This window comes from uncultured Methanobrevibacter sp. (assembly GCF_902770715.1).
GTDB lineage: Archaea > Methanobacteriota > Methanobacteria > Methanobacteriales > Methanobacteriaceae > Methanocatella.
In genome coordinates this window covers 1-25,613 of record NZ_CACXTS010000034.1, presented here as the reverse complement: position 1 = coordinate 25,613, position 25,613 = coordinate 1, and the positions used below count along the sequence as shown (strand labels likewise).

The following is a 25,613-nucleotide window of genomic DNA, read 5'->3' as shown; positions in this document are numbered from 1 at the left end:
TGACTTCCTGCTTTAGGATTATCTGAGCAAGAGGGTCTAAACCCTTTTGTCGAGCTTTTTCAGCCCTTGTCTGTTTTTTGCTTTTGTAAGGCCTGTAGAAATCTTCCAATTCCACCAACGTTTCAACAGCAAGTATCTTGCTTTTTAAATCATCGTCAAGTTTTCCAAGCTCTTCAATCCTTTTAATTACTTTTATCTTTTTTTCTTCTAGATTTCTGAGATATCTCAATCTTTCATCAAATTTTCGCAGTGTTTCATCGTTAAGTGAACCGGTTACATCTTTTCTGTACCTTGCTATAAATGGGATTGTGTTTCCTTCATCAATTAATTCGATTACTTTTTTCACTTGCCAATTTTTGGGGATTGTGTTTCCTTCATCAATTAATTCGATTACTTTTTTCACTTGCCAATTTTTGAGATTTAATTCGTTTTTGAGTGTATCGACTATCATTTTTTCACAAAATCTTTTAAATTATTTAATGAACTAATTAACCTATATAAACTATTTATATTAATAATTTATAAATTTAATAATGTAGAAATTATTGATGGGGAATTTAGAGTGTATTGGTTTTTTGTAATTCTTGCTTTTTTGCTGGCCGGCATAAAAACTCAAAAACCTAAGAAATATCAGAAGGTTTCAGTTATCATTCCCGCATACAATGAGGAAGAAACTGTTGCCAAGGTAGTTAAGGTCATAAAGAAAGTGTCGTTTGTAGATGAAATCATTGTTGTTAATGATGGTTCAAGCGACAATACTGCTGAAGAAGCCATTAATGCTGGCGCTCGCGTTATTACCCATGAAGTTAATAAGGGTAAGGGTGAAGCTTTAAACACCGGTTATAGGGAAGCTGAATGTGATATTATTGCATTCATTGATGCGGATATTTACAATTTGACTTCAGCTAAGGTAGAAGCTATGATTAGGCCTATTTTAGAGGGAAAAACCGATATCACCAAGACTAAATTTTCACGTGCAAGTGGCAGGGTAACTGAACTTACCGCAAAGCCGCTTTTAAACTTTTTCTTCCCAGAAATTTCATTCGAACAACCGTTGAGCGGTCAGTTTGCAGCACGTAAAGAAGTATTGAAAAAGATTAATTTTGAAAGCGATTATGGTGTTGATGTGGGTATTGTCATTGATGCCGATGTACTTGGAATTTCAATAATGGAAGTCGACATCGGTGCAATTGAACATGACATGTCTCCACTTTTAGATTTAAATTTGATGGCTAATGAGGTTGTCAGGACAATTATCGGACGTGCAAACAAGTACGGAAGAGTTGTCATGATTGATGATATTGGTTATGATATTAGGATGGCTATTGTCGGTTTATCCTTAACTATCTTAGGATTATTCACAATATTTTTCGTAAAATTCGTTTCTTTGTCCATTGGTGTTATAATTTCAATCATAGGCATCATTCTTGCTCTTTATTACATTATTAAAGTGATTGTAAAATCAATTGATATGTTTAGAAAGACACCTAGGGGAAATTTGGTAAGGTCATTTATTAAGATTCATTTCCCGATGATCATATCTATATTTGTATTGCTTTTAATGATTTCAACTTTCATTGGTGCGGCACACTTTGACCATGGTGTTTTATCAATTGAACCGAATTCAAGAAATCTAATCATATATGCAGATGATTCACTAAGGGACAATGCAATCTCTGTAAGAGGCCCTTATACTGTTGACACTGCTATCGAAAATGAAACCAATGAAATACGTATGCCTTCAGAGGCAATGATGACATTGGGCATCAAAGCCAATGATACGATTCAGCTGGATGCTGATAATGTCTATCTTATTAACAACACAAGAGATGGCGAGCCTGATACTTTGAGGTTGCCAATTGAAGTTAAGAAGCTATTGGATCTTGATGATGGGGAAGTTATTCAAAACAGCCGTTTGAAAGATGTGTTTGAAGGGGCTTTAATGACCCATAGTCATGAAGTCAATAATACTACAGTGGTAGAGAAGTTTATTATTACCTCAAGGGATAAGCACTCATCAAACTTTGAATTAATTCTAGACAATGAGTCAATCATTAACTCATCAGGTATCTTTAAAAATAATGAAACTTATGAAGTTTCAGTTAATGGAGTGGTTGTCGATTCATTTAACTTTAAAACTAACCTGACTGAAACATTCAAATATGGAAATCATAAATTCAAGGTAATATTTACTGATACAAATTCAACTTCAATCAAGTTGTTCACACGTCAAAATCAAGATACCTTCTTAGATTTCAATTTTTAAAAAAATAGTAATATAAATCTAAAGATTATTCTTCAGATTTATTTTTTATCATATGCTTTTACTGCTTCTTCGACATCATCATAAAGGCCTAAAGCAGCTAATGCACCGACTTTTCCTTGTTCACCAGTCACTGCAATCAAAGGAATGTTTAATTCTTTTGCAACTGATTCTGCAGTTTCAACATCCATCATTCCTGATTTTGTAGCTATTGAATATTCCCTTAATTTTTCCGGAATGTCCAAGCCTTCCAAAATGGCTATTGCTGTTTTATCGGATAGGGTATCTCTTTTAAGAATTTCAATAACTCTATTTATCAAATCTTCTTTTTTGGATTCTTCAACTGCAAATGTCAAAGCTATTGATACGCAATTCTGGGTCTTGTGAGGGTTGTGCGGATATAATTGAACGATGATATGATCCAAATATTCATATCCTTCGCTTGCAAGCTCAACACCTAAATTGTGTGCCATAGTCCAAGTAGCTCCGGCATCTTTTGTGTCTGTATCATCAACACCGATAACAACCTTTTCAAGTTTAGGTGTTACGACAGTTGCTTTCCCGGCTTTTGAACCGCCTCCAACTTGGATTAACTCAATGTATTTAACGCCTTCACCCATTCCCCTGCACATTCCAGCTCCAACACCGGCACCTGCAAGGCCTGCATGAGTAACTTTGACTTCATCGCCATCAATGATAATCTCATCAATTCCTGCAGCGTTGAAACTTGCCTTCAAATCGAGAGGTGCTGAACCAACATGGCATTTGTAAACATGTTTGTTACCGTCACGATAAGCGGAATCAATTAATTCGGAGTTGTTACGGTATTGATTCAATAACCAGTGAGATCCTGAAATACATGGGTGATATTCGACAATTTCTACTTTATCCCCATCCACCATGGTCAATACCTTTTCATATGGTGCAATCCAAGGGTCGTTAAATTTTTCTCTTAATTCATTAGGTTTTAAAATTTCCATCCAATCACTAAATTTCTTTTAATCTGTCGCACATTTTGATAGCCGCTTCAACAGCACTTTTTGCGTTTTTGACACGTCTGTGAGCATCTAATCTAGTCATACCCGGACCGGTAATTCCAAGTGCTACTGGGGTATCGTATTCTAAAGCTAAATCAGCAATTTTACGGGAAGCGTGTTGTGCCACGATTTGGTCGTGGTCAGTTGCACCTTCTATTACAGCGCCCAAGGTGATAATTGCATCGTATTCTCCTTTCTGTAATAATTTTTTGATTACGAGAGGCATATCGAATACACCAGGGACCGCAACTACTTTTGTAATTTCACAATCTCTATTTTTTGCTTCCGCTTTTGCGAGTTCTAACATCATTTGAGTAATATCATAATTAAATTCTGCAACTACCGCTGCTATTTCATATTTTACCATTTTATCTACCTCTTATTTTTACATTCCACCACTAAATATAATGAGAAGGAATCCTGCAACCCCACTTACTACCATAATGAATATGATAAACAGTGCTGCTAATTGCATTTTAGTTAATTTTTTAAAATCCATATTTTTTTACTCCATATAGTTTATAGATTATTTTTAACTTCACTAGCCAGTTCCATGGTTGTAGCGGAACCACCTAAATCACCAGTTAAAATATTAGCGTCATTTAATACTTTTAAAATTGCAGCGTCAAACCTGTCCGCCGCTTCATTTTCGCCAAGATATCTAAGCATCATTATAGCTGAAAGCATCATGGCTATCGGGTTTGCCTTATTTTGACCTGCAATATCAGGTGCTGAACCATGAACAGGTTCGAAAAGCGCTCCATTTTCACCGATATTTGCTGACGGAATCAATCCAAGTCCACCGACAAGGCCTGCACCTTCATCGGATAGGATATCTCCGAAAAGATTTGTTGTTACAATGACTTCAAAGGTTTCAGGCTGGGTAATCAGATACATCGCTGTTGCATCCACATAATAGTCTTCAGCTTCAATTTCAGGGTATCTGCCGGCAACGTCATAGAAGATTTCCCTAAATAAACCGTCGCTTTTCTTTAAAACATTTGCTTTGTGAACTCCGGTAACTTTGCTTTTGCTGTTTTCTTCTGCATATTTAAAAGCATAATCAATAATTCTTTCTTCAGCTTCGCGGGTGATAATACGCCTGGCCACTGCACCTTCATCAGTCAATGATTCTTCGCCTGCAATATACAGTCCTTCGGTATTTTCACGAACAATCATAAAGTCGATGTCATCACGCAATGAATTTGTATTAGGATATGCTTTAACCGGCCTTAAATTTGCAAACATTTTCATTTCCTGACGTATTTTCACGATAACGTCTGCTGCAGTTTCGCCGGCTGCACCAAATAGGCATGCATCGGCATCTCTAATAATTTGCAATGTTTCTTCAGGCAAAGCTTCGCCATTTTTTTGGAGACATTCATCTCCCGCTTCACCATAAACATAATCAAAGTCAATATCAAATGCCTCTAATACGTATAAGGTTGCTTCCATAACTTCCTTACCGATTCCATCACCTGGAACAATAGCAATTTGATATTTATTTTTTGTTTTTGAGGTATTCAATTAAACCACCTTGTTCTAATATTTCTAACATGAATGGAGGCAATTTTTTGAATTCAATGGTTTTTCCATTAGAAGCAGTTATTGTTCCCGCTTCCATATCCACATCAATTTCATCCCCATCATCTACAAGTTCTGTAATTCCTGGAGCTTCAAGAAGAGGAACGCCAACGTTTGTAGCATTCCTGTAAAATATTCTTGCAAAAGATTCAGCAATTACTGCAGCCACTCCAACACCTTTAAGCGCTATTGGGGCATGTTCTCTTGAAGAACCACATCCAAAGTTAGTTCCGGCTACAATAAAATCTCCTTTCTTACATTTCTTATCAAAATCCGGATCTAAACCTTCCATACAATGCTGTGATAATCTTTCTTCATCAGTATAAATCAAATATCTTCCAGGCACAATAATATCAGTGTCAATGTCATTTCCAAATTTCCATGCTGTTCCTTTCATTTAATCACTCCGGTGCTACAATTTTTCCTTCAATTGCTGAAGCGGCAGCAACAGCAGCAGAGGATAAGAATACTTTCCCATCAGGACTTCCTTGTCTTCCTTTGAAGTTTCTATTTGAAGTTGAAAGACTTACTTCGCCAGGTCCGATTATACCGGTATGCCCACCAAGACATGGACCGCAGCATGGAGCTGAAACAAGTGCTCCGGCATCAACAAATATTTTAATTAATCCTTCATCAAGTGCTTTGGTGTAAACCTCTTTTGATGCAGGTATAACCAGCATTCTTGTGTCTTTTGCTATTTTATTGCCTTTCAATATTTTTGCCGCATCTCTTAAGTCGCTAAGTCTTCCATTTGTACATGAACCTAAAAAGACTTGGTCAATTTCTTGGTCGACTTCACTCACGGCCACCACATTATCCACATGATGAGGGCAAGCCACTTGCGGCTCTAAATCACTTACATCAATATCAATTATATTAAGAGAAAAGGAATCCAAATCAGTTTTAAATATTTCATATGGCTTGTTGGAACGACTTTCAACATAGTCAACTGTTTTTTGGTCAGGTTCTACCAAACCGGTTTTACCACCCATTTCAATTGCCATATTACATAAAACCATCCTATCAGAAACGCTCATATCTGAAACGGTTTCGCCAGCAAATTCACAAGCTTTGTAAGTTGACCCATCGGCACCAACTTGACCTATAATATGCAAAATTACATCTTTTGCATAAACATTTTCTTTTAATTTGCCTGTAATGTTGAATCTGTTTGTTTCAGGCACTTTTAACCATAAGTTGCCTTCCGCAAATACCATTGCCATATCTGTTGATCCAATTCCAGTTGAAAAGGCTCCTAATGCTCCATGAGTACAAGTATGTGAGTCTGCACCTACAATAACTTCTCCAGGTACAACATGACCTAATTCAGGTAATATTTGATGACAAACACCTGCATTAACATCATAAAAATTTTCAATACCCTGTTCCTTAACAAATTTTCTCATTATTAAATGATTATTAGCTGAGTCAATTGAGTCTGCCGGAACTTGGTGGTCAAAAGGTATAACAATTTTTGATGCATCCCAAACCTTTTCAGATCCAATTTTTTCAAAAGATTCAACTGAAAGAGGTCCTGTTAAATCATGAATCATTGCTACATCAATATTTGCTATAACTATATCTCCAGCTTCTACATTTTCATTTCCGGAAGCTTTAGCTAATATTTTTTCAGACATTGTTGGCATATTTTCAACCTCTTAATAATGATAAATGTATATGTAAAACAAAATATATAAATCTCATTATTTTTTGATTTTTAAGCATAATTTTAAAACTTATATAATATGTTTTATAAAAATATAATTCATGAGCAACTCATTTTTGAAAAGATTTAGGAAAAAAGAAACTCCCGTTATTGAGGAAATGCCTCCGGTGTGGGAAGATAGGATTTTTTGGGTATCCCTATTGCAGAAGATTGCTTTTCCTGTTTTGAACAATCTTGCCAGAGGGTCACTTAAAAAGAATATGCCTTATGAATCGAATAGTGATAAGGAAAGAAAATTCGTATACTTTGAAGCTTTTGCACGTGTATTTAATGGAATCGCTCCATGGTTGGAACTTGGTGTTGATTCTTCAGAAGAAGGTCGGATTCGTGAAAAGTACATTTATTTAACTTTAAAGTGCATTACCAATTCTGTCAATCCCAACAGCAAGGATTATATTTTTCTTGTAGAACCTAAACAATCTTTAGTTGATGTTGCTTTATTTGCTCAAGGATTGCTCAGAGCCAAAAATGAGATATGGCTTAATTTACCTATGGATATCCAAGCCAGAATTATTCGCGAGCTTAAAAATACAAGAATAATTGCTCCTTATGAGAATCATTGGTTATTATACACTGCAATCATTGAAGCCGCTCTTTTAGAATTCACAGGAGAATGTGATAAGGAACGTTTAACCTATGGTGTTTCTAAATTCAGGGATGATTTCTATCTTGGAGATGCGATTTATTCCGATGGTGAGGACTTTGAGATAGGTTATTTCAACAGTTTAATTATCCATCCTATGCTTAATGATATTCTAACAGTAATGAGAAAATACGGTCTTCAGGACGGCGAATTTTTGGATGTACAATTGATGAGATCCTCAAGATTGGCTTCACAGCTCGAAAGGGTTATTTCACCTGAAGGTACTTATCCTCTTTTAGGAAAATCATTATCTTATCGTTGCGGTATTTTCCATTTGCTTTCTCAAGCTGCTTTGCTTAAGATATTGCCAAGAAATATCAATCCTGCACAGGTCAGGTCAGCTTTGACAAAAGTTTTAAGAGCGCAATTTGGAAATAATAATAATTTTGACGATGACGGATGGTTGATTATTGGATTGAACGGTTCCCAAAAGGATATAGGTGAAGATAACATTAATACTGGTAGCCTTTATATGTGCTGTGCAGCATTTTTACCTTTAGGTTTGGATAATAACGATATCTTTTGGACAGCGCCATTTGTGGAATGGAGTAGCCTGAAAGCATGGAACGGGCACGAAATTCAAAAAGACCAGTCTATTAATTTTTAATTTAATTCATATAAGTTCCCGAAATTATATAACTTAATTTCTTCCGGGACTTCTTTTATGATATTTTTTGTATCGAATATTATCGGATTTTCCATACTGTTTTTAATTGATTCATAGTCCAAATGCTTGAATTCATCGTGGTCACATAAGACCAAAATTAAATTTGCATCTTTCACGGCATCATCAAAGCTTACAAAATTAGGATTGTCGATGTGAGGATCATGTATAGCTATTTCATAATTTTGACTTAATTTAGCTATTATTTCATAAGCGGGGCTTTCCCTATCGTCACCGGTATTTCCTTTATATGAAACTCCTAAAACGGCAATTTTTCCTTCAGAGATTATTTTTTCAGCATTGTTGCAGACAAAATCAGGCATTGATTTGTTTGTATCCCTTGCCAATTTGATTATTTTTGCAGTTTCAGGCGCTTTGGCATAGATAAAGTAAGGGTCAATTGCAAGGCAATGTCCTCCAACACCAGGTCCTGGAGAATGCAAGTTTACCCTAGGGTGCTTGTTTGCCATTTCAATAACGTCAAGAGCATTCACGCCAATTTCTGCACATATTTTTGCTAGTTCATTTGCAAGAGCTATGTTAACGTCTCTAAAAGTATTTTCCATACATTTTGATAATTCGGCGGTTTTTGCTTCAGTAAGCATTAGCTCTCCTTCAACAAACTGGCCGTAAACTTCACTTGCCTTTTTTGCACATTCTGGGGTTACTCCCCCTATTATGCGGTCATTATGTATCAGTTCTTCTATGATTCTGCCCGGAAGAACTCTTTCGGGACAATGTGCCAGATATAAATCTTCACCAATTTTAAAGCCGGCTTTTTCAAAAATAGGCTTTATTGTCTCATCGGTTGACATTGGAGCTATAGTAGATTCAATGATAACTGTATTTCCCTTTTCAAGATAAGGTAAAATCCCTTCACATGCGGTGATGACATAACTTAAATCGCAGCTGTAATTTTCAGCAATATATGGTGTTGGCACGGTAATAATAAATGCATCGGCTTTTTGAGGAGTTAGGCTTGCTGTGTATGTTTTATTTTCTATTGCATTTTTGATAATATTGGCTATTCCTGGCTCTTCAATATGGATAATTCCTTTATTTAGATTGTTTATCATCTCTTCTGAGATATCTACACCAACCACTTCACAATGGCTGCGGCTGAAAAGTGCTGCAGTTGGCAATCCTATATAACCTTGACCAATAATACAAATTTTCATAATAACTAACCCCTTTTTAAATATTATTAAGTTTAATATATATTTAAACTAATATTAAAGTTTTAAGTGGTATTATGAAGATTTTAATAACAGGGTCCAATGGAATGTTAGGGCATGATTTGCGGGAAGTTTTAGGTGATAGCCATGATCTGATTCTTACAACTTCAAAATCATTGGATATTACTGATAAGCAACATACAATCGACTTTATTTGTGATGCAAATCCTGATGTTGTAATCAACTCTGCGGCATATACTGATGTTGACGGCTGTGAGGAAAATCAGGATATTGCCTATGCCGTAAATGGAGAAGGCGTTCGAAATTTGGCTCTCGCATGTAAAGAGGTTGATTGCCCATTAGTCCATATAAGTACGGATTATGTATTCAACGGCAAAAATGACAGGCCTTGGGTTGAAGATGATGAAATAGGACCTATTAGTGTTTACGGTAAAAGCAAACGCAAGGGAGAGGAAGCCATTTTGGAAATCCTTGATAAGTATTTTATTGTAAGGACTGCTTGGCTATATGGAATCAATGGGAAAAATTTTCCCAAAACAATGTTGGAACTAGGCAAAAGTCATTCTGAAATAACTGTTGTTTATGATGAGGTTGGAACACCCACATACACTCCCGACTTGGCACAGGGAATTTCACAGCTGATTGAAAGCGACTCCTATGGAATTTACCATTTGACAAACTCCGGAAGCTGTTCCTGGTGTGAATTTGCAAGATATATCTTTGAAGTTGCGCAGATGGATGTAAAAGTCATTCCAGTCACCGCAGCCGAATTTGCGAGACCTGCACCACGTCCAAGCTATTCTGTTTTAGAGAATAGGAATTGGATAGAAAATGGATTCAAACCACTTAGAAGTTATAAAGAAGCTATAAAAGAATATATCGGGTTGATAAAATGAATAAAAAGTTAATGTTTATTATTGCATTATTCATTGCTTTTGTCAGTATTGGTGCCGTAAGTGCAGGATTTTTTGATTTCTTGCATTTCGGTGATGACTCAGGTGATGTTGATGTAGTTGAAGATGGCGAATACTGCACAGTAGATGAAGTGGCCGCATATATCAAGGAATTTCATAAGCTTCCAAGCAATTATATAACTAAAAAAGAAGCTCAAAGTCTCGGATGGCATGGCGGACCGCTTAAAAAATATGCTCCGGGGAAAAGTATAGGCGGCGACAAGTTTACCAATAGGCAGCACGTACTTCCGGACAGCGACCATAAATACATAGAATGTGATATTAACGCTAATGGAACCAGCCGTGGAGCAGAAAGAATAGTGTACAATACCGGTGATTTCAAAGTTTATTACACACCTGACCACTACAATACATTTAAGGAGGTTTAGTATGCAGCTAGACGGAAAATTAATAAAAGAGGATGGGCATGACTATTTGATGGAAGCCTTGAATTTTCCTGATTATTACGGCAAGAATTTGGATGCATTATATGACTGTTTGTGTGAAATTGAATGTGAAATTGAATTAATCAACTCCGATGATGTTGATAAGGATATTATTGACACATTTAAGGACGCCGCAGAGGAAAATGATTTTTTAAAATTTGAAATATTATATTAATTATTAAAACTATAAATTAAATTCAGTGATTATTATGAAAGGTATAGTGCTTGCAGGTGGTTCTGGGACTCGTCTTTATCCTATTACAAAAGCGGTTTCAAAACAATTATTACCTTTATATGATAAACCAATGATTTATTATCCTATTTCTGTCTTAATGCTTGCAGGAATTAAAGAGATATTGATTATCTCCACTCCAAGGGATTTGCCTATGTACAAAGATCTTTTAGGGGATGGAACCGGCTTGGGAATTAAGTTTTCGTATGCTGTTCAGGAAAATCCTAATGGTCTTGCAGAAGCCTTCATTGTCGGTGAAGACTTTATTGGGGAAGATAGTGTAGCATTGATTTTGGGAGATAATATATTTCATGGTCATAGATTTACTGAAATTCTTGAAAGGGCAACTAAATTGGAAGAGGGTGCAGTAATATTCGGTTACTACACAAACAATCCTGAAGCATTTGGGGTTGTAGAATTTGACGATGATTGGAATGTGATTTCTGTTGAAGAAAAACCTGAAAATCCGAAATCAAATTATATTGTGCCGGGACTTTATTTCTATGATAATGATGTAATAGATATCGCTAAAAATGTTGAGCCTTCCGAGAGAGGAGAAGTCGAAATAACTTCCGTTAATGAAGAATACCTTAAAAGAGGCAAACTTAAAGTTGAACTTTTAGGAAGAGGCATGGCTTGGCTTGACACTGGTACTCATGAAGGGCTTTTGGAGGCAGCAAACTTCATTGAAACAATTCAAAAAAGACAAGGTTTGTATATTGCCTGTCTTGAAGAGATTGCTTATCTTAAAGGATATATTAATGATGATCAATTGTTAAAAACCGCAGAAGAACTTAAAAAAACTGATTATGGACAATATTTATTCAATTTAGTTAAAAAGTGATTTTATGGGAAAATTTAAATTTACAGAAACCGGTATTGAGGGCATGTTTGTTGTAGAGCCCACTGTCTTTGAAGATAACAGAGGATATTTTATGGAAACTTATCATGAGAATGATTTCAAAGAAGCCGGGTACGATTTAACCTTTGTTCAGGATAACCAATCAAAGTCAACAAAAGGCGTTCTAAGGGGCTTGCACCTTCAGGTTAATTATCCCCAAGGAAAATTAGTCCGTGTAATAAAAGGGGAAGTATTTGATGTTGGTGTGGATCTTAGAGGGGGTTCCCCTACATATGGCAAATGGTTTGGAGCTATTTTATCCGATGAAAATAAGAAACAATTGTATATTCCTCCAAAATTCGCTCATGGATTTTTAGTTTTATCGGATGAAGCAGAATTTGTGTACAAATGCACTGAATTTTACCACGGTGAAGATGAAAGTGGAATTAAATGGGATGATGAAGATATTGCAATCGATTGGCCACTGAAAAAGATAAGCAGTGGAAAAGTTTCAAGGAATCCAAAATAAAATATGAGTGATAGCATGTCAAAAATTCTTGTTACAGGTGGAGCAGGTTTCATTGGAAGCAATTTCGTAAAATATATGGTAAACAAGTATTCTGAATATGAAATTATTAATTTGGATGCATTGACTTACTGCGGAAACCTTGAAAATTTAAAAGACATTGAAGACATGGATAATTATTCATTTGTCAAAGGAGATATCAGGGATAAAAATGTTGTCGATGATTTAGTCAAGCAGTGCGACTATGTAATCAACTTCGCAGCTGAAAGTCATGTTGACAGAAGCATATCCGATCCTGAAATCTTTATTAAGTCCAATGTGCTCGGCACACAAGTTTTATTAAATGCGGCTAAGGAATATGGCGTTGAAAAGTACATCCAGATTTCCACAGATGAGGTTTATGGAACTTTGGGCAGTGAAGGATACTTTACCGAAAACACTCCATTACAGCCAAATAGCCCATATTCAGCTTCTAAAGCCGGTGGAGATTTGATAACACGTGCCTATGGTGAAACTTTTGATTTACCTATAAATATTACTCGTTGTTCTAATAATTACGGCCCATATCAATTTCCAGAAAAATTAATACCGCTGATGATTTCAAATGCACTGGAGGACAAAAAATTGCCGGTTTATGGGGATGGAAAAAACATCAGGGATTGGCTGCATGTTTATGATCACTGCCAAGCTATTGATTTGGTTTTGCATGAAGGTAGACTAGGTGAGGTTTACAATATCGGTGGAAATAACGAAAAGCAAAATATTGAGATCGTTAAATTGATTTTAAACCAGCTGGGTAAAGATGAATCATTAATTGAGTTTGTCACTGATAGATTAGGGCATGATAGGCGCTATGCAATCGATTCGACCAAAATACAAAATGATTTGGGATGGTCTCCTGAGTATACTTTTGAAGTTGGAATTAAGGAAACTATTCAATGGTACTTGGATAACCAGGAATGGACAAGCCAAATCAAGAGCGGTCAGTATCAGGAATATTATGAGAAAATGTATTTGAACCGGTAGTTTTTTACACTTGAAATCTACCTCTTATTTTTATTATTTGTTAATGTATTTAGGTATTTTTATCAATTTTGTTAATTATTTTTATTATTTTAAGTACAAAATGTTAATTAATTTTTAATTTTTAGAATTAGTTTTTCATATAAATTTAGATAATTTTATATATTTTATTCTTTAAATATTGATAAGTATAATAAAATTTTTTATTAGGGAAATGGTGATTGGATGTTAGAGCAATATTTACCTTTTGTAGGATTGATTATTTTCGGAAATATTGAAAACTTAGTATTATCTTCTCAAGGTGTTGTAGCTGGCGTAAATCCAGTTAAATTAGGAATAGCAAGTCTTTGTGTTGTAACTCTCTGGTTGATGATTGGAACATTTGGAACTCAGCTTTTGATTGATTATGTTAGTTTCATTGAGTTCATCGGTGGTTTTGCTATTTTTGTTTTAGGTCTTCAAGCAATGATTCAATCCATAAGAGGTGTCTAGAGTGGCTGGCGAATTGAGACAGTTTCTAGTATTAATCGTTTTTGGAAACATTGAAAACTTAATTTTAGCCGCTCAAGGTGTTGCTGCAAGCGTTAATCCAGTTGGACTTGCTTGTTTAAGTTTATGTGCTGTTGTATGTTGGCTTTTAATTGGAACATTCGGTACAAGATTTGCAATGAAATATGCAAGATATATTAATTTCATAGGTGGTTTTGCTATTTTTGTTTTAGGTCTTCAGGCTATGCTTGGAGCTTTTCCTGGAATGTTAGCATTTTTTAGATAGTAATTTATTGATTGATTATGGCATTTTTAAAACATAAAATATATGGAAAGCTATTTTCCATATTTAAAGTATTTCCCTTAAAAGAAAATAAGATTTCATTCATAATTGATTCTAACCAATCATTCAAAGGTAATCTAGATTATATTAAAAAAGAGTTTGAAAGACAGGGAAATTTTGAATTCAACTTCTTTTACAAAGATAAGATTTCCTTCAATAGTTTTAAGAATTTAGCAACTTCAAAATATGTATTCTTAAATGATAATTTTTTCCCGCTGGCTTTCATGAAGTTTAGGGATGAAACTGAAGTTGTCCAATTGTGGCATGCTCCAGGCGCTTCAAAAAAATTCGGCGGATCTGTCTGCAGTCCCGAAGAGTTAGAAATATTGTCTATGGCAAGTGAAAACACCGATTACTTAATAACATCTTCCAAAAAGGTTGAAAAAGAATATATCGAGGCATTTCAAATAGACAAATCAAAAATAGAGGCCTTGGGTCTTCCAAGACTTGACTATTACTTTGAAAATCATGATTTGGATAAATTGAAATCTGAATTCTGCAGAGAATATGACATTGATTCCAGTAAGAAGATTATACTTTATGCTCCTACATTTCGGGATGAAGAGAAATATAATAACATTTTCGATTTTCTCGATTTGGAAAGGTTTAATGAGGTTTTGGGCGATGAATATGTGTTGGCCTTAAGACTTCATCCCAAAATCAAGAATTTTTATAAGGATGATATCTCATCCAGGGGAAAATATGTTGATGTAAGCGAATTTGAAAGTGAACAGGAATTAATGTTAATCAGTGATATCCTAATCACGGATTATTCTTCCATAATGATTGAATATGCAGTTTTAAATCGCCCAATAATATTTTTCACATATGACTTGGAGTATTATTTGGCTAATGAACGTGGATTTTATTATGATTTTAAGCAAACGGTTCCCGGACCAATCGTTCATACATCTGATGAATTAATTGATATAATAAAAAATAGTGAGTTTGATAAGAGCAAAATATCTGATTTCGTGATGACTCAATTTGATGTCATTGACGGTAAAGCATCTAAAAGGGTTGTTGATTTTCTTTTGAAATAAAGGTGGGAATATGGATAATTTTAAGGTTAGCGTTATAGTTCCAGTTTATAATAGTTGCGAGTATATAGGAAGCACACTCGATTCAATAATCAATCAGGATTTCAGCAGTTTTGAATTGATAGTCATCGATGACGGATCCACCGATAACAGCTTGGAGATTATTAGGGAAAAGCTGTCAAAATCAACAATTTCATATGAGATTATTCATCAGGAGAATGCGGGCGTAAGCTGTGCAAGAAATGTTGGAATAGAAAAAGCAACTGGTGAATATTTGATTTTCGTTGATTCAGATGATTATATTACTGGAAATCACCTGTCCGAACTGTATAATGGTGAAACAGATTTTAGTTTGATTCAGTTTATAAAAAAGGATGGGGATAAGGTGTCCACACCCGACCACTATTCAAAAAGATTAATGTCCTGCGATGAATTCATAACAAAGGAATTAAAGATGGAAATATACTTTAACTTTTGGCAGTTAATGTATAAAACCAGTATAATTAAGGACAATAACATCAGATTCAATCCGGATGTCATTTATGGTGAAGACACTGAATTTGCTCTTAAAGCATTGATTTACGGAAAAGAGATTGCAGTAAGCAATGAAGTAACATATTATTATATTCAGCATTCCGGTTCAGCGATTAAAACATCTGAATATAGGCGCTTTGAAGTGGTTGAGATTTTTGAGAAAATGGCAGAATTCTATAAAAGCCTTGGAAAGGAAGATTTGGCAAATCTGATAATAACTTCCAGAATTCCAAAAGCCATTTTTGGAAATATGAACTTTTTCTTCTATAATGGTTACGATTTTGATGAAGTACTGGCTAAAATGAAAGAATTGGACTTGTTAACAAAATTATCCAAATTTGAAGGCGATTCAAAATTCAAAAATAAGATAAGGTTATTCTTATTAAATCCAAAATTATATTATAAAATGTGGAAAAAATTTAAAAATTCAATTGATTGATATGAAAGTTTCTGTTGTAACTCCAAACTATAATGGGGAAAGATTTCTAAAGACGTTTTTGGAATCTCTCGAGGAAGATAATGACTACATTGGAGAAGTCATAATTATTGATAACGGATCCAGCGATGCAAGTTTGGAATATCTTAAAAACAATGCCTTTAATTTTCCATTGGTCCTAATTGAAAATAAGGAGAATGTCGGATTTTCCCCTGCCGTTAATCAAGGAATCAAAAAGGCTCAAAACGAGTTAATTTTTTCAATCAACAATGATACCGAAGTTAAAAAAGGTTCAATTAAAGCATTGATGGATTTAATTACTTCTGATGATGATATCTTTTCTGTTCAAGCAAAAATGCTCCAATATGACAACAAGGAACTGATCGATGATGTCGGGGATGAATACAACCTGCTTGCATGGACTAAAAAAACCGGTGAAAACCATCACACCAGCGAATTTGAAGAGGTAAAGGAGATATTTTCAAGTTGCGCCGGTGCTGCAATGTATAAAAAGTCAATCTTATCCGAAATCGGACTTTTTGATGATAACTTCTTTGCATACATGGAAGATGTGGATTTGGCAATCAGATCAAAGATAAACGGTTATAGAAATTTATTATGTCCTCAGGCCATTGTATATCATATAGGCAGCGCAACATCCGGAAGCCGATATAATGAATTTAAGGTGAAATTGGCCGCCCGTAATAATGTTTGGGTAGTTTATAAAAATCTTCCAATACCATTGAAGATAACCAATTTCATATTTTTGTTTTTAGGGTTCTTTATCAAATACCTGTTCTTTGTAAAGAAAGGCTTCGGTTCCACTTACCTTTCCGGAATTCGTGAGGGTTTGTCTACAAGAGACAAAATTGATAAAGTCAGGTTCCAATCCAAAAATACAAAAAATTATTTTAAAATCGAATACAGATTAATTATTAACACTCTTAAATTTTTAAAAAAATAGTCAGTGAGCTTTATGGACCTTTCAGTTGTAATAGTAAATTATCAAACATTTGAATTAACAAGAAACACTATCAACTCTATTTTTGAATATAGCTATCCGTTTAGTTATGAAATTCTGGTGGTTGATAATGCATCCACTGATGACAGCCTGTCCAAACTGCAAGACTATTTCAAGGATAAGGTAACATTCATTGCATCAAAGGAGAATAACGGTTTTGCAGCAGGCAACAACCAGGCATTAAGAATCGCTAAAGGAAGATATGTCCTGCTTCTGAATTCAGATACTATAGTTTGGGAAAATACATTGGAAGATATTTACAACTATATGGAAAAGCACACTGACGTCGGCGCAAGCGGATGCAGAGTCCTTTTGGAAAACGGGGATTTGGACAAAGCCTGTAAAAGAAGCTTTCCAAATGTAAAAAATTCATTTTTCAGATTATTCCACATTCCGACAAACAGCAAAGACGATAATTACAATTTAGATGACCTGCCTGATGATGAGATTTATGAGATAGACTGCCTTACCGGCGCGTTCATGTTCATGAGAGCAGAAGCTTTAAACGAGGCGGGACTTTTAGATGAGACATTCTTCATGTACGGAGAAGATATTGATTTGTGCTATAGAATCAAGAAAGCCGGCTGGAAAATAATCTATTATGGCGAGTCCAAAATTACACATCTAAAGGGCGCAAGCAGCAAAAAGCAAAAAAATAAGCTGATTTATGAATTTTATCGTGCAATGTATATCTATTATAAAAAGCATCATGCAAGCGAATCTTCTTTCTTGGTTAATATAGTTGTTTATATAGGCATAGCGGTTTTATGTATTTTAAAGCTATTCTTAAATTTATTTAAAAAGAAAAGTTAAATAACTTAAAAACAATATATTTAACATAAACTAGTTTTTTTGGTAATTGCTATGATAAAGGAGAATCAAAGGATATTGAATGTAATTTTGGTATTTATCGATGTTTTAGTCATCGGTCTCGCTCTTTTGGTTTCCCTATGGTTAAGATTCAAAACTACTTTGTTTGGCCCAATTGGAGGTCATTTGGGTTCTATTAGTTATCTTTTGTTCTTTACTTTTGCTGTAGTGCCCGTTTATCTGATTTTATATTTTGCGTTTGGTCTTTATAAGCCCCGCAGAACATACAAAAACATTTTTTCTGAAGCTACGCAAATCATCAAGGTAAATATTTTAGCCTTCATTTCACTGGTTTCAATTCTGTTTATTATAAACCAGCCTGATTTTTCAAGAATAATGCTGTTCTTATTGGCTATCATAGGTACATTCTTTGGAATAATTGAAAGATTCACAATCAGGAGTGTATTAAAAAGAATTCGTGTAAATAACAAGAATTTGAAGCATATCTTGATAGTTGGGGACAATGATTTGGCATTCACATTCGCTCGAAGAATTCGTGACAATCCTTATTTGGGTTTTGTTGTCAGTGGATTTTTAGGCCGTTCAGAGCATGTTGGCCGTCAAATTGAAGGAAGCCGTGTAATCGGTTCATTTGATGATATTGATGCGATTCTTGATATGAATTCGTTTGATAGGGTTGTTCTGGCAATTCCTCTAAAGTATTATTATAAGATTAATGAGCTTGTGGAAAGCTGCGAACGTGTTGGAATCAAGGCGGAAATAATTCCTGATTACATAAGGTATTTCCCTGCTCAGCCGTCAGTGGACATGATTGAAGACATTCCGATTATTAATATACGTTATGTTCCATTGGATGATGAGTTTAATAAATTCTTAAAGTACACTTCCGATTATGTAATTGCCATAATAGCAATTATAATAACATCACCAATCATGATTATAACAGCTATTGCAATCAAGCTGACTTCTCCTGGTCCTATCATATTCAAACAGGAAAGAATAGGCCATAACAGTAAGCCGTTCATGATGTATAAGTTTCGCAGTATGAAAGTTCAGAATCCTAGCGAAGAAAAATCAGAATGGACCACAAAGGATGACCCAAGAAAAACCCGAGTTGGAGAAATAATTAGAAAAACTAGTATTGATGAATTACCTCAATTTTTCAATGTATTAAAAGGAGATATGAGTGTAGTGGGTCCAAGACCGGAAAGACCTTATTTTGTAGAGCAATTCAAGGAAACTGTTCCAAAATACATGGTTAAACATCAGGTCAAACCTGGTTTGACAGGTTGGGCACAGATTCATGGTTGTCGTGGAGACACTTCAATCACAAAACGTATAGAATACGATATCGAGTATGTAGAAAACTGGCACATGGGTTTGGACTTGGCCATAATGATTAAAACCGCAGTAAAGAAAAATCCTAATGCATATTAGCTATTTTTCATATTTTCATAGAGTCGCACTTGAGTAATTTTTATATCATTTTTCGCGCAATTGTTGTATATAGATTACTTTTCAAATGCTCTCTCTAATACTTTATATACATTCTAATTATAAAATAATAATTAACTTTCTATGAGGGGTTTGGTATGGAAGAAGAAATTTTAAAATTATACGAAAAAATTAAAGATCAACTTTCACAAGAGGAATTCCAAGCTGAAATGGAAGACCTTCTAGAAATTAATAGTAATTTAGGCTTTTACGATGAATTAAATGCAGCACAAGAGGTTCTAAAAAATCATGGAATCGATGTCCTTAAAAAAGTTGAAGACATTGAAGCATCAGAAGAAGTGCCTTTTGAAATTAATATTGATGACAATCAAGAATCAGATGAAGTTTCTTTAGAAGAGTCCGCTGCTGAAGAGGAATTTGCTCCTTTCACAATGACTGAAGAGCTTTTAGAGAAATATAATGAAGTTAAGGATGATATTTCTGAAGAGGACTTTTTGGCAAGGATGGAATATTTCAGAAAAGAAAATGCAACTATTTCATTCATGGGTGCTGATACATTCGCAGATATGGTTTTAGGTGAGTTAAGGGATGCTAAAGTCGAAGCGATTTCTGAAAAACCTGAATATTCAGATAAATCAATCAGCGATCTTGAAAAAGGAACCAGAGGAGCTAATATTTCCGGTAGAGTTATTTCAATCTCAAATCCAAGATCATTTAAAACCAGAAAAGGTGGAGAAGGTAAAGTCTGCAATGTTGAATTAAAGGATAATACAGGAACCATGAGAACTGTCTTCTGGACTCCTAACATAAAGCTTCTTAAAAATGTCAATGAAGGAGACATCATTCAAATTAAAAATGTCGATATCAAAGAGGGATATTCCGGCCTTGAAGCTAATTTAGTGCAAAGGTCAACTGTAGTGCACCTTGAAGAAGACCCTTCAAAATTCCCAGCATATGAAGAGGACATTACAAATATTGCCGATATTCAACCGGATACCAAAGTCAATATTATTGCAAGAATTGTCAGAATTCCAACCGTCAGAAGCTATGAGAAAAATGGAAAACAAGGAAAAGTTGCTTCACTTGAATTGAAAGATGCAACCGGTGAAATATCATACACCTTATGGAACAATAATGTTGATCTAATTGAAAATTTAAAATTAGAGGATGGAGATTCCGTAAAAATACTTCAAGCTCAAGCACGTCAAAGAGCTAATAGGGATGGTGAAATGGAAATCTCTTTAACTCACTGGGACGGAAGAATTATTAAAGGCGAATATGATGTTCCTGAAGTTAATATAGAATTTTCTCCAATTGCTGACTTAAGTGAGCAGAAAAATGTTTCAATTAAGGGTATTGTCTCAAGGCTTCAAGATGTCAGAACATTTACAAGAAAAACTGATGGTGGCGAAGGTAAATTAAGGAATTTTGATGTTAGAGACATAACAGGCGAAATTAGAGTTACCGTATGGGGTAATGACACTGATTTGCCAATTAATAAAGGAGATATAATTAAGATTATTGGCGGAGATGTGAGATATGATGAATACACCCAAAGCCAATATTCAATGAATACTAATTTTAATACTCAAATCACTATCAATCCAGAAAATCTATCCATTGAAGAATTAGATGAATTGGATTCTTTAAGAGCTGAATTAAGACCAACCCCTATTGGTGAGATTTACACTATGGATGATGATGGAATTGAGCTTGATGTGATCGGTAGAATTCTTTCCGTTGATGATACAAATGAATTCCAAAGAGATGATGGAACTGTCGGAATTGTCCGTTCAATGACTTTTGCAGATGAATCCGGTAAAGTTAGATTGTCATTATGGAATGAACGTGCTCAGGAAGAATATAATGTTGGTGATGCATATCAAATCGAAAATGCAAGAACCAGGCTTGGCATGTATGCTGTCGATTTAAACATTGGTAGTGGAGCTCGCCTTATTAAGCTATCTGAAGAACAGGCTTCAGCAATGTTTATTCCAGAATTAGCAACCTTGGAAAAAGCCCTTTATGATTACAAAAAAATTGAAGATTTAGATGAGGATGACCAAGATGTCATTATAATCGGAAGGATCATTGAGTTAAATGAAGCTCGTGAGTTTGATAGAGATAATGGTGACATTGGTCATGTTAGAAATATAGAAATTGCTGATGATACCTCTTCCATTAGAGTTGTTCTTTGGAATGATGATGCTAAAAGAGAATTTGAAATGGGTCAACCAATCAAATTACAAAATCCTCGTTTAACATTGGATAGGGATAATCGTATTGAAGCAAATGTAAGTAGAAGTACTGCTATCTTGGAACCTACTGAAAACGAAATCGAAAAATTACCTTCTTATGAAGAATTAATGGAAGCCATATATGTTTCTAAACCTATTGAGTCTTTATTGGAAGATGATGTAAATGTCTGTGTAACCGGTACTATTGTGCAAGTTGGCACTGATAGAGTTATCCGTAAGAAATGTCCTAATTGTGGATATACTGTAGAAGAAAGTGAAGATGAATTTATTTGTGATAATTGTGGTCATGTCTTTGATGAACCTAGAATTCTTTTCATGATTCCTACAAGAATTCGAGATGACACCGGTGAAATACAAGTAACTTTCTTTGATAATTTAGCTGAAGAATTAATCGGCATGAAAAAAGAGGAGATTTTAAGTCTTATTGATGATGGTTATGGAATTGAAGATAAACTTGAAGATTTAAACGGCATAACTGTAGAGATTATAGCCAATGTAAGTTTCGATGATTATAATGAAGAAAATAGGTTAAATCCTAAGAAAATTTTATCTAAATACTATTAAATGAACAAAAGGAATGATTATTATGGTGGAATTAAGTGATTTACCCGGTGTTGGTGAAAAAACAGCGGAAAAATTAAAAGATGCAGGCTTTGCTGACATGATGAGATTAGCAACCGCAACTCCAAAAGAATTATCAGTTAAAGCAGAAATTGGTGAAGGTGTTGCTGAAAAAGTTATTGAAGCAGCTCGTAGATCTGAAAATATTGATTTTGAAACCGCTTTAGAAGTTGATGAAAGAAGAAAAGATGTTGGTCACATTACTGTTGGTAGCCAAGAATTCAACGATTTGATTGGTGGTGGAATTGAAACCCAATCCATTACCGAAGTATTTGGTGAATTCGGGTCTGGTAAAAGTCAAATTTCTCATGAATTAGCTGTCACTGTTCAATTACCTAAAGAATTAGGTGGTTTGGAAGGAGAATGTGTTTTTGTAGATACTGAAAACACTTTCCGTCCTGAAAGAGTAAGACAAATTGCAGAAGGTTTCGAATTAGATGTTGAAGAAGTTTTACAAAGAATTCATGTTGCTCGTGCATTCAACTCTTCTCACCAAATTTTAATGGTTGACAAAATTAATGATCTTATTCAAAGCGGTAAGAATGTAAGATTGGTCATTGTCGATTCATTAATGGCTCATTTCAGAGCAGAATATGTCGGAAGGGAATCTCTTGCTGTAAGACAACAAAAATTAAATCAACACTTGCATTCACTCCAGCAAATTGCTAATACCTACAATGTTGCTGTATTTATTACAAACCAAGTTCAAGCTAAACCTGATTCTTTCTTCGGTAGTCCTACAAAAGCTATTGGTGGTCACGTTTTAGGTCACGCTTCCACTTACAGAATTTGGCTTAAAAAAGGATTAGCTGGAAAAAGAATTGCACGTTTAGTGGATTCTCCTCATTTGCCTGAAGGTGAATGTGTATTTAAAATTACTAGCGAAGGTATCGTTAGTTAATTTTAACTTTCTTTTTTTTTTACTTTTTTTTTCAAATAATTTTAAATATTTTCAAATTTAACTATTTTAATATGAATGCAATTGAGATTACTATTTTATCAATCATTATAATGATTGGATTGGGATATTTCCTTAAACGAATTGATTTTTTAAGTGAAAAGGACATTGATCCATTCAATAAGATAGTAATGTATATTTTAATGCCCTGCATGATATTCCATGCGATTTATTCTGCTGATTTGTCATTGCTTCCTAAACTGGGTATTTTACCCTTTGTCATTCTTGCATCTTCATTTGCGACTGGAATCATTTCTTATTTTATATTAAGAAGCTTAGGATTGGATGATATAAAATTATGGTCTGTATTAGTAACAGTAATGATTGCAAATACTGCTTTTATGGGATATCCTGTTAATTTAGGAGTTTATGGTCAGGAAGGATTTTTAAGGGCTATCTTTTGCGATATGGCCACATTATGTATATTTTTGTTATTGTCCTTTGTTTTAATATTGAAATTTGGAGGTACTGTTAAAAGCGCCTTTAAAAAGATTATTTTTTTCCCACCTTTGTGGGCTGTTGTTTTGGGTTTAGGTTTCAATTGGCTGAACGTTCCAATTGGTCCTGTTTTGGACAATACTGTTAATTATCTGGGTCAAGGAGCCATTCCTTTAATAATGGTTACTTTGGGGTTATCAATTGATTTTTCTGCATTATCTAGAAGCAAATCTATGATTGCATTCACATCAGTTATGAAGCTTGCGTTTTTCCCGTTTATAGCATTCATTGTTGCAACACAGTTAGGTTTGGTGGATCTTCAGTATAATGTTTCAATTATTGAAGCTGCAATGCCATCAGGAATGATGTCATTATTGCTTGCGATTACCTACAAGTTGGATTATGAATTGACATCAGACTGCATACTCATCAATACTGTAATCTCTTTGATTACACTTCCGGCAATTATGATGTTGTTATAGCGTTAAATTGAAAAATTTTAATTTACCTAAATTTATTATTTTACTAAAAAAGCAATAAAAATCTTTATTTTATTTAAATTTGTCTGTAAAATCTTATTTGTGTATTTAAAGCCAATTTTAAACTTAGTTTTTTTCATCATATATAAAGTTTACTCTAAGATTTTTTCAGAAAGCTTTATAAGTGTGTATTTACTACATATGTATATCTAATAGTATAAAAATTCTATAAACTTATTTTAAAATTGCAATTTTTTATATATTAGATATTTTTCACGACTTGTACAAGGTGAATTATATGGCAGAAGAAATAAATAATGAAGAAATTAGGATAGGTGTTTACGTCTGTCACTGTGGTGTAAACATTGGTGGAGTAGTCGACTGTCCTGACGTTGCTGAGTATGCTAAGTCATTACCAAACGTCGTTTACGCAACCGACTACAAATACATGTGTTCCGATCCGGGTCAAGCTATGATCCAAGAGGACATTAAAGAGAAAAACTTAAACAGAATTGTTGTAGCAGCATGTTCCCCTCGTCTTCACGAACCTACTTTCCGTAGATGTGTAGAAGAAGCTGGATTAAACAAATTCTTATTTGAATTTGCTAACTTAAGGGAACAAGACTCCTGGGTACACATGGATTTACCTGAAGAAGCTACTGCAAAAGCTAAAGACTTAACACGTATGGCTGTTGCAAAAGCAAGATTACTTGAACCATTAGAAGCTACTAAAGTAGCAGTAGATAACAAAGCTTTAGTTATCGGTGGTGGAGTAGCTGGTATTCAAACTTCCTTAGACTTAGCTGATATGGGATTCAAAACCTACGTTGTAGAAAGAAACCCAACTATCGGTGGAAGAATGGGACAATTAGATAAAACCTTCCCTACTCTCGACTGTTCAATGTGTATCTTAGCACCTAAGATGGTAGACTGTGCAAAACACGAAAACATCGAATTAATTTCCTACGCAGAAGTTACTGAAGTTGACGGATTCATCGGAAACTTCACTGTAAAAGTTGAGAAAAAACCTAGATATGTAGACGAAGCATTATGTACTGGATGTGGATCCTGTCAAGAAGCTTGTCCTATCGAAATACCTAACTACTACGACGAAGGTGTCGGTATGGTAAAAGCTGCATTCATCCCATTCCCTCAAGCTGTACCATTATGTGCTACTATCGATAAAGACTACTGTATCGAATGTAACTTATGTGTACAAGCATGTGGACCAAATGCTATTGACCACAACCAACAACCTGAAATCATTGAATTAGAAGTTGGTACTATTGTCGCTGCTATCGGTTACGACCCATTCGACCCATCCGGAATTTACCAATATGGATACGGCCGTTTCTCCAACGTAATCACTGCTATGGAAATTGAAAGGATGATTAACGCATCCGGTCCTACTGGTGGACACGTAATCAAACCTTCCGATGGTATCGAACCTAAACGTGTTGCATTCATCCACTGTGTAGGTTCAAGAGATGAACAAATCGGTAAACCATACTGTTCCAGAGTATGTTGTATGTACTCCATGAAAAACGCTCAATTATGTATTGACCACGAACCTGAT

25 protein-coding genes and 1 pseudogene are annotated in these 25,613 nt (G+C 34.7%); 19 read left to right on the top strand and 7 right to left on the bottom strand.

The genetic code is table 11. The features are described 5' to 3' along the window. Positions 1–451: Tex-like N-terminal domain-containing protein (locus QZU81_RS08960; RefSeq protein ID WP_295591389.1), on the bottom strand; the 451-nt coding region annotated here is incomplete at its 3' end. Between the two features lie 111 nt (positions 452–562). Here QZU81_RS08960 and QZU81_RS08955 point away from each other — a divergent pair. Beyond that, positions 563–2,266 carry a glycosyltransferase gene (locus QZU81_RS08955; RefSeq protein ID WP_295591387.1) on the top strand — a complete coding sequence of 568 codons (1,704 nt, stop codon included), beginning with the start codon at positions 563–565 and terminating at the stop codon, positions 2,264–2,266. Positions 2,267–2,304: 38 nt separating this feature from the next. Here the strand turns inward: QZU81_RS08955 and mmp11 are convergent, their stop codons facing one another. The 5 genes from mmp11 to hacA all read right to left on the bottom strand — a co-directional run bounded on the left by mmp11 (position 2,305) and on the right by hacA (position 6,530). Continuing rightward, the gene (gene mmp11 / locus QZU81_RS08950) at positions 2,305–3,243 is read right to left on the bottom strand and encodes a methanogenesis marker protein 11 (protein WP_295591385.1); all 939 of its coding nucleotides are present in this window, start codon (positions 3,241–3,243) and stop codon (positions 2,305–2,307) included. A 7-nt stretch (positions 3,244–3,250) separates the two neighbouring features. Next, positions 3,251–3,667, bottom strand: coding sequence for a 6,7-dimethyl-8-ribityllumazine synthase (ribH, locus tag QZU81_RS08945; RefSeq protein WP_292738685.1), 417 nt, complete (start codon positions 3,665–3,667; stop codon positions 3,251–3,253). 152 nt (positions 3,668–3,819) lie between these two features. Beyond that, positions 3,820–4,827 carry an isocitrate/isopropylmalate family dehydrogenase gene (locus tag QZU81_RS08940; RefSeq protein ID WP_295591382.1) on the bottom strand — a complete coding sequence of 336 codons (1,008 nt, stop codon included), beginning with the start codon at positions 4,825–4,827 and terminating at the stop codon, positions 3,820–3,822. Then, positions 4,802–5,281 carry a 3-isopropylmalate dehydratase small subunit gene (locus QZU81_RS08935; protein ID WP_292824234.1) on the bottom strand — a complete coding sequence of 160 codons (480 nt, stop codon included), beginning with the start codon at positions 5,279–5,281 and terminating at the stop codon, positions 4,802–4,804. The genes QZU81_RS08940 and QZU81_RS08935 overlap by 26 nt, the downstream gene beginning before the upstream one ends. A 4-nt stretch (positions 5,282–5,285) precedes the next feature. After that, positions 5,286–6,530 carry a homoaconitase large subunit gene (hacA, locus tag QZU81_RS08930; protein ID WP_295591380.1) on the bottom strand — a complete coding sequence of 415 codons (1,245 nt, stop codon included), beginning with the start codon at positions 6,528–6,530 and terminating at the stop codon, positions 5,286–5,288. Positions 6,531–6,651: 121 nt separating this feature from the next. Between hacA and QZU81_RS08925 the strand changes: the two genes are divergently transcribed. Then, entirely contained in the window at positions 6,652–7,860 is a 1,209-nt protein-coding gene (locus tag QZU81_RS08925; RefSeq protein WP_295591378.1) for a DUF2264 domain-containing protein, read from the top strand. Here QZU81_RS08925 and QZU81_RS08920 read toward each other — a convergent pair. Beyond that, positions 7,857–9,095, bottom strand: coding sequence for a nucleotide sugar dehydrogenase (locus QZU81_RS08920; RefSeq protein ID WP_295591376.1), 1,239 nt, complete (start codon positions 9,093–9,095; stop codon positions 7,857–7,859). The two genes, QZU81_RS08925 and QZU81_RS08920, sit on opposite strands and share 4 nt — an antisense overlap. A gap of 74 nt (positions 9,096–9,169) precedes the next feature. Here QZU81_RS08920 and rfbD point away from each other — a divergent pair, with 74 nt between their 5' ends. The 17 genes and pseudogenes from rfbD to QZU81_RS08835 all read left to right on the top strand — a co-directional run. Then, positions 9,170–10,009, top strand: coding sequence for a dTDP-4-dehydrorhamnose reductase (gene rfbD / locus QZU81_RS08915; RefSeq protein WP_295591374.1), 840 nt, complete (start codon positions 9,170–9,172; stop codon positions 10,007–10,009). Beyond that, the gene (locus QZU81_RS08910) at positions 10,006–10,455 is read left to right on the top strand and encodes a ribonuclease domain-containing protein (RefSeq protein ID WP_292824218.1); all 450 of its coding nucleotides are present in this window, start codon (positions 10,006–10,008) and stop codon (positions 10,453–10,455) included. Before rfbD ends, QZU81_RS08910 begins: the two co-directional genes overlap by 4 nt. A 1-nt stretch (position 10,456) precedes the next feature. Continuing rightward, positions 10,457–10,687 carry a barstar family protein gene (locus QZU81_RS08905; protein ID WP_295591371.1) on the top strand — a complete coding sequence of 77 codons (231 nt, stop codon included), beginning with the start codon at positions 10,457–10,459 and terminating at the stop codon, positions 10,685–10,687. 34 nt (positions 10,688–10,721) lie between these two features. Continuing rightward, positions 10,722–11,588 carry a glucose-1-phosphate thymidylyltransferase RfbA gene (gene rfbA / locus QZU81_RS08900; RefSeq protein ID WP_295591368.1) on the top strand — a complete coding sequence of 289 codons (867 nt, stop codon included), beginning with the start codon at positions 10,722–10,724 and terminating at the stop codon, positions 11,586–11,588. A 4-nt stretch (positions 11,589–11,592) separates the two neighbouring features. Then, positions 11,593–12,125 (top strand): annotated as a pseudogene (rfbC, locus tag QZU81_RS08895) (dTDP-4-dehydrorhamnose 3,5-epimerase). Positions 12,126–12,129: 4 nt separating this feature from the next. Beyond that, positions 12,130–13,137 carry a dTDP-glucose 4,6-dehydratase gene (gene rfbB, locus QZU81_RS08890; protein WP_295591366.1) on the top strand — a complete coding sequence of 336 codons (1,008 nt, stop codon included), beginning with the start codon at positions 12,130–12,132 and terminating at the stop codon, positions 13,135–13,137. Positions 13,138–13,359: 222 nt separating this feature from the next. Then, a complete protein-coding gene (locus tag QZU81_RS08885) occupies positions 13,360–13,626 on the top strand; it encodes a hypothetical protein (RefSeq protein ID WP_292824201.1) in 267 nt (88 codons plus the stop codon). A gap of 1 nt (position 13,627) precedes the next feature. Next, positions 13,628–13,909: a hypothetical protein gene (locus QZU81_RS08880; RefSeq protein WP_295591364.1), complete on the top strand. Its 282-nt coding sequence runs from the start codon at positions 13,628–13,630 to the stop codon at positions 13,907–13,909. A 17-nt stretch (positions 13,910–13,926) separates the two neighbouring features. Further along, positions 13,927–15,009 (top strand): CDP-glycerol glycerophosphotransferase family protein, encoded by a 1,083-nt coding sequence (locus QZU81_RS08875; RefSeq protein WP_295591361.1) that lies wholly within the window; start codon positions 13,927–13,929, stop codon positions 15,007–15,009. Positions 15,010–15,019: 10 nt separating this feature from the next. After that, complete coding sequence (locus QZU81_RS08870; protein WP_295591359.1) at positions 15,020–15,979, top strand: glycosyltransferase family A protein; 960 nt, start codon at positions 15,020–15,022, stop codon at positions 15,977–15,979. Between the two features lies 1 nt (position 15,980). Beyond that, positions 15,981–16,940, top strand: coding sequence for a glycosyltransferase family 2 protein (locus QZU81_RS08865; protein WP_295591357.1), 960 nt, complete (start codon positions 15,981–15,983; stop codon positions 16,938–16,940). Positions 16,941–16,952: 12 nt separating this feature from the next. Next, the gene (locus QZU81_RS08860; RefSeq protein WP_295591355.1) at positions 16,953–17,810 is read left to right on the top strand and encodes a glycosyltransferase family 2 protein; all 858 of its coding nucleotides are present in this window, start codon (positions 16,953–16,955) and stop codon (positions 17,808–17,810) included. A 51-nt stretch (positions 17,811–17,861) separates the two neighbouring features. Further along, positions 17,862–19,265 carry an undecaprenyl-phosphate glucose phosphotransferase gene (locus QZU81_RS08855; protein ID WP_295591353.1) on the top strand — a complete coding sequence of 468 codons (1,404 nt, stop codon included), beginning with the start codon at positions 17,862–17,864 and terminating at the stop codon, positions 19,263–19,265. A 155-nt stretch (positions 19,266–19,420) separates the two neighbouring features. Then, positions 19,421–22,105, top strand: a complete 2,685-nt coding sequence (locus QZU81_RS08850; protein ID WP_295591351.1) for an OB-fold nucleic acid binding domain-containing protein — start codon at positions 19,421–19,423, stop codon at positions 22,103–22,105. A 22-nt stretch (positions 22,106–22,127) separates the two neighbouring features. Further along, entirely contained in the window at positions 22,128–23,063 is a 936-nt protein-coding gene (gene radA, locus QZU81_RS08845) for a DNA repair and recombination protein RadA (protein ID WP_292824176.1), read from the top strand. Between the two features lie 71 nt (positions 23,064–23,134). Next, positions 23,135–24,040 carry an AEC family transporter gene (locus QZU81_RS08840; protein WP_295591348.1) on the top strand — a complete coding sequence of 302 codons (906 nt, stop codon included), beginning with the start codon at positions 23,135–23,137 and terminating at the stop codon, positions 24,038–24,040. A 295-nt stretch (positions 24,041–24,335) separates the two neighbouring features. Further along, positions 24,336–25,613: CoB--CoM heterodisulfide reductase iron-sulfur subunit A family protein (locus QZU81_RS08835; protein WP_295591346.1), on the top strand; the 1,278-nt coding region annotated here is incomplete at its 3' end.